At 57.5% G+C, this 1,020-nt stretch carries 1 protein-coding gene; it reads right to left on the reverse strand.

All coding sequences use genetic code 11. The features are described from left to right. Positions 1-1,000 (reverse strand): amine dehydrogenase large subunit (locus tag ACXRVY_RS31335; protein ID WP_458239255.1); only part of this gene is annotated, 1,000 nt, incomplete at its 3' end. Positions 1,001-1,020 lie beyond the last annotated feature (20 nt).

The raw sequence follows: 1,020 nt of genomic DNA on the forward strand, positions 1-1,020 counted from the left end.
CGCCGATAGAGATGCTCTGCTCAGCCAGTTTGATGGTCTGGATTTTTTTGCCCTGGTTCGCATCGAAGACCCAGACTTCGGTGCCCGGCTCCTGGAAGGTGTCTGGCCCGCCTTGGTGCATCAACACGAACAATCGGCCGCTCGCTGCATGTACGGCGGTGTGCTGAATGCCGCTCATGCGCCAGTCGTCCTTTCGCTCATCCCCGCTAAGCAACGACCACTGCCGGGACACGCGCAACTGATCCGGGCCCATCTGAATGGCATACACCTGACTTTCGCGAGAAACGAAATACCAGGTGTCACCTATCCGCGAAGCCGAAGTCGACAACAGGTCCTTGAGCGGATCGAATAACGGTTTGCTGCGCTGCTGGATCAGTACCTGACCTTGTTCTCCCAGGCGCAGGTGAAGAAATCCGCCGTCGCCGCAGATGGCATAGAAGTCACGCTTGCCGGCCGGATAGATCGAGGCGCAGCCGGGTGTCTCCACCTCGCTGACAAAACGATCGGCATCCAGATCGACGATACTGATGGACTGCGCCGGGGTAAAATTGAGCACCAGGAGAAAACGCTCGTCGTCCGACAACACACTCAAACCCGTATTGCCCAAGGCGTTGATGCGCTTGGACGGAATCGGGATCTCCCGTTTGGGCGCGAGGGTCAACGGGTCATAGACCGTCACCATATCGCTGCGGGTTCCACGGGTGCCGCGGCTGAAATAGGTTTCGACGGAAAACAACTCATTACGCGACTGCGCAGGCAACAGGCTGTTGAACCAGAAGCCGGTATCAAGCTGGCCCAGCATCTTGCCGCTGTCATCGAACAAAAAGGCTCGACCATCGAGCTGCGTCGGCGCTCGATTGCCCCATACCCAGAACCAATGCTGACCGTCATGGGCTGCCAGGGTTTCGACCCTGGCCTGCTCCACCGCAATATCAGCCAGTGCCAAGGGCAGTTGCAGTGAAGTGCCCAGCATGAAATAGCACGCAAAACGTTTGAACATATCGACATTACCTACCTACC

Source organism: Pseudomonas sp. P5_A2_2 (assembly GCF_054177685.1).